At 58.6% G+C, this 3967-nt stretch carries 4 protein-coding genes; 3 read left to right on the forward strand and 1 reads right to left on the reverse strand.

Annotation, left to right across the window (positions count from 1 at the left end; genetic code table 11):
• Positions 1-347: 347 nt before the first annotated feature.
• Positions 348-1127, forward strand: a complete 780-nt coding sequence (locus G3T36_RS19455) for a TIR domain-containing protein (RefSeq protein ID WP_163291540.1) — start codon at positions 348-350, stop codon at positions 1125-1127.
• Here G3T36_RS19455 and G3T36_RS19460 read toward each other — a convergent pair.
• On the reverse strand, positions 1086-1544 hold the full coding sequence (locus tag G3T36_RS19460; protein ID WP_163291541.1) for a hypothetical protein: 459 nt from the start codon (positions 1542-1544) through the stop codon (positions 1086-1088). The two genes, G3T36_RS19455 and G3T36_RS19460, sit on opposite strands and share 42 nt — an antisense overlap.
• Before the next feature lie 107 nt (positions 1545-1651).
• Between G3T36_RS19460 and G3T36_RS19465 the strand changes: the two genes are divergently transcribed.
• Positions 1652-2524, forward strand: coding sequence for a hypothetical protein (locus G3T36_RS19465; protein ID WP_163291542.1), 873 nt, complete (start codon positions 1652-1654; stop codon positions 2522-2524).
• A 48-nt stretch (positions 2525-2572) separates the two neighbouring features.
• Positions 2573-3754, forward strand: a complete 1182-nt coding sequence (locus G3T36_RS19470; RefSeq protein WP_163291543.1) for a hypothetical protein — start codon at positions 2573-2575, stop codon at positions 3752-3754.
• The last annotated feature ends 213 nt before the right edge of the window (positions 3755-3967 follow it).

The raw sequence follows: 3967 nt of genomic DNA on the forward strand, positions 1-3967 counted from the left end.
GCCCATCGGCACGGCCGTGAAGCCGCTGCGCGGCTCCTCGGAACCGGCGCGATGGGACCCAATAGTCAGCAGCGAGTGATGAAAATGGCGGGGCCACCTTTTGGTGACCCCGCCATTTTCAGAACGTGGGCTGTTTACGAAACGCTTCAATACAACGGACTAGCGATAGCGGGAATCGCAATTTCCTCCGCCGGTCGACCGATTTTCCTCCAGAAGAAATTGACCGCCGCACCGCGACCAGTCTCATCGGTCTACTTGCTGCCGTCCCACCGCCGAAATGGAAGCGCGTCTGTCCTAGACCCCGTGGCGCTGCGACGCCAGGGTTGCCCCGCCGCTAATCTGAAAACATGGACTTGGACCGCGCCGTTGCACGTATCGACGAGCAAATTGCTGAGGCGAACGAGGGCTCGCCAGCGAACTTCGACGACTGGCACAACAAAACAGAGGTCGTCATCCGAGCCATCTTTGGAGAGTTGAGCCCCACGCATCACAAGTTTGATGACGTGAGGTACAGCCCCAGCATGTGGACTGAGAATACAGACTTCAGGCCGTATCGTCGAGCAGGGGTGCAGGAAGTCATTAGCATTCTCAAAGCCTCGAAACTCGAACTTGAATTGATAGCCGAATCGGCTTCGCCACTATTGAGTGCTGAAGCACCGGGTGAGCCTTCTACACGGCTCTTCATCGTGCATGGGCAGAACGACGCAAAAAAGTACGAGTTGGAGTCGTACCTTCAAAAGCTGACGGGTGAGGCGCCGATCATTCTTCATCAGCAGCCAAATGGCGGTCGCGTGCTGATCGAGAAGCTCGAGGACAACGCGGAGTCCGTGGGCTATGCGGTCGTCCTGCTAACTGCTGATGATCGGGGCCGTCCCGCCGTACTCGAGCCCCAGGATGAACGGCCACGTGCTCGACAGAACGTCGTGTTTGAAATGGGCTTTTTCATCGGACTCATTGGACGCGCTCACGTGGCGGTGCTCTACGAAGAGGGCGTCGAGCTACCGAGCGACATAAATGGGCTCGTCTACATTCCGCTTGACAATGCGGGAGCCTGGAAGGGCAAACTCGCGTCCGAAATTGACCACTCAGGTATTACTGTCGACTGGACCGCCATCGGACGAAGTTAGTTTGGTCTTGCCGCGCAGCATCTTCTGCGCGGTTCGAATGATCATCACAGTTGCCTGAGCTGCTGCAAAGGCATCCACATCGGCGATGTCGCCATGCGTCACCTTCTGCGCGAGATCCCACACCGCGCGCATTGTCGAGCGCAGCTCTGCCTTGTCTCCCCCGCGTGCGGAGGCAGCGAGGAACAGGTCGAACCATGCTTTTGCGTCTGCCCCTTTCGGCGCTTCCTGGCCTTCTGGCACGAATGTTGCGTCAGCGATCAATCTGCCAAAGTCGATGAGGATCTCGCGACTGCGCCGGCCCACGTCCTGCCAGTCGTCACGGTCGCGTGCGGTGGAGTACTCATTGATAAGTCCTGCGATGCGTGCGTTTACCTTCTCCCACGTGGGCGTGGCATCATCCGCTGCTGGATCGTGCACGCCTCCCTGAGCTTCGTGCTCAGCTAGATGCTGGAGCGCTTCCTGCGTCAGGTCGCGAATGTGCTCGCGTCGCTCGCGATAGCATCCTCCGATTTGACAATCCGGACGTGGTATTCACGTACGACGAGGGAGCCCGGCGACGTCAGGTCGCGGTCGAATCCCTTTCAGTCAGACACCATGCAGCGGAGGGCCTTCTCCGACTTCTGCACGCCCTCGCGGTCATGAAGCCGAAGGGCGACGACGCGCCTTCCATCTGGCTTGCAGTTGCAGACACACCCAACAGCCTCGCCGATACAGTCAATGGAGTTGTCAATGCGATGAACGCCGACAAAAACCTACTCCAGTCACTATATTTTCGTCCCGATATTCCTCTTGGCGAGCCAGAGGCAAAGGCCTTTGAAACCGCGCTTGCGCGGATCAACCACGCAAACCTCTTGCTGACGAATGCGGAGCTACCAGTCAACACTGCGAATAACAAGGTCAAACACGGGCTTGCAGTCAGCGCCCGTGATGATTTGCGCGTTGAACTCATTACCACCGCACCAGATGAAAACGGAAACATACCGGTGAGCGCGTTCGACAAAGGTAAGTCGATGCCGATCTTCGACCGACCGCTACTTAGTCTTCTCGGGCGGCCTCCGGGAAGGGAGAAGGGGGTCGAGTTGACCACGGTAAGGATCGATGTACCGAGCGTCCTCTCAGAGGCGTGGATGTTCGCGTCGGTGTACTCGACTATCTTTCACGTTCGCGCCCTAAAGCACTTTGGCAGCGATGAATTGATCGCACCATATCCAGCCCTCCCAGTCGGACCTGCGCCAGCCCAGATATTGACTGGTCGCGTTGAGGGACTCCGGACAGTGGTAACGACACCGGCAGACGGCAGCGAAGGCCGGCAGCCGGGTCTGTTCCTTTACAACACATTCATTCCGATGCACATCGACTACGAGACCGGCGTTTCAGGTGGGGTCGTGGCGGGTTAGTGCCGCGTCGAAACATCCACATCGGTTGCACAGAGGAAAATGAGTCGCGTGGCCAGATCGAGTCGAGTCTTTGACGCAGTATCGCGCGACGATGCTTCGCCCGCGCGACACAACGAGCCGACGTCGATGTTCTTGAACCGCGTGGCCGGAGAGTACTGGGACGAGGTTCGCAGCCTCATCGAAAAATGGGTGGGCCACTACCCGGCCGACGCGCGACCGGACCTGATTGGCCGATTGCGGTCGCCCGACAACCGCCACTGGGCCGGAGCATTCTGGGAGCTCTACCTGCATGAGTCGTTCATTTCCTCCGGCTTCGACGTACAGGTTCACCCAGTGGTTTCCTCCGGACCTCGCCCACCGGATTTCCTCGTCGCTCGAAGTCAAGAGAGCTTCTACGTCGAAGCCACTGCCATTTTCGGGAGGGATGACATTGGCGAGCAAGCGCGTTTGCATCAAGTTTTCGACGCGATCAACACGATTCACAGCCCCAACTTCTTTCTTGACCTAGACGTGTACTCCATAGGTCCCAACGCCCTCCCCACCAAACGCCTTCGGGCCAAGCTCGAATCGTGGCTCGCGACGCTCGATCCAGGTCGGGTAAGTCCCGCCTCACCTCTTCGCGAGTCGGGGGAACAGTTCCGGTGGCAGAACGCCGGATGGGATCTTCTATTTCGGCCCCTGCCGATACGAGAGGATTCGCGCGGCCAAGGACATCGCCCCTTGGGGATGTGGGGACCCGGCGAGGCTTATCCGATGGGGAATTCGGAGTCCATTCGTGATGCCGTCAAGGACAAGGGATCGGCGTATGGTTCCCTGGATCGACCGCTACTTGTCGCCATCAACATGTCCTCAGGATTCAACCGTGACTTCGAGACCATGAATGCGCTTTACGGCAGCGCTCAGGTTCAATTCGACATGGCGCACCCAGACGCTCCGGCGCACGATGTTCGCGCATTCGATGGATACTGGGGGCAACCAGGATGTTGGTCGCATCGACACGTTAGCGGCGTGCTGGTGGCACCGAACATATCGCCGTCCATTATTTCGACGGTCTCACCAACTCTCTGGCTCCATCCATCGCCAGACACTTCAATACCCATCCTGGAGTTCTGGCGCACTGCCGAGTTTGTTGTCGATCACGTAGAACAGACCGAGTCACACCGGCCGATCAATGAGATGTTCGATTTACCCGAAGGTTGGCCTCTCAGCGAGCCGTTCCCCTACGGCTAGGAATGTCTTTGCACGGTCTCGCGATCGAGCGACCGGCTCGCTTCCGAAACCGGTGTAGTCGGCAGCGGCGCGGACAAGCTGCCTGACTGGTCAGCATCGACCTTGCGCTGCGATCTGGATCGCTGGTCGCTGCTCAAGGCGCAAGCAGGACTGAGGCCGAACACGTACCTCATTGCTGCGGTTGCGGTGCCGTTTGTGAGGGCAAGAGTGGTG

The organism is Leifsonia tongyongensis (assembly GCF_010686705.1).
GTDB classification, from domain to species: Bacteria; Actinomycetota; Actinomycetes; order Actinomycetales; family Microbacteriaceae; genus Diaminobutyricibacter; species Diaminobutyricibacter tongyongensis.

What these genes read in the sequence shown, in the direction of transcription:
- G3T36_RS19455 (WP_163291540.1), top strand. Translation starts at nt 348, where the DNA reads ATGGACTTGGACCGCGCCGTTGCACGTATCGACGAGCAAATTGCTGAG.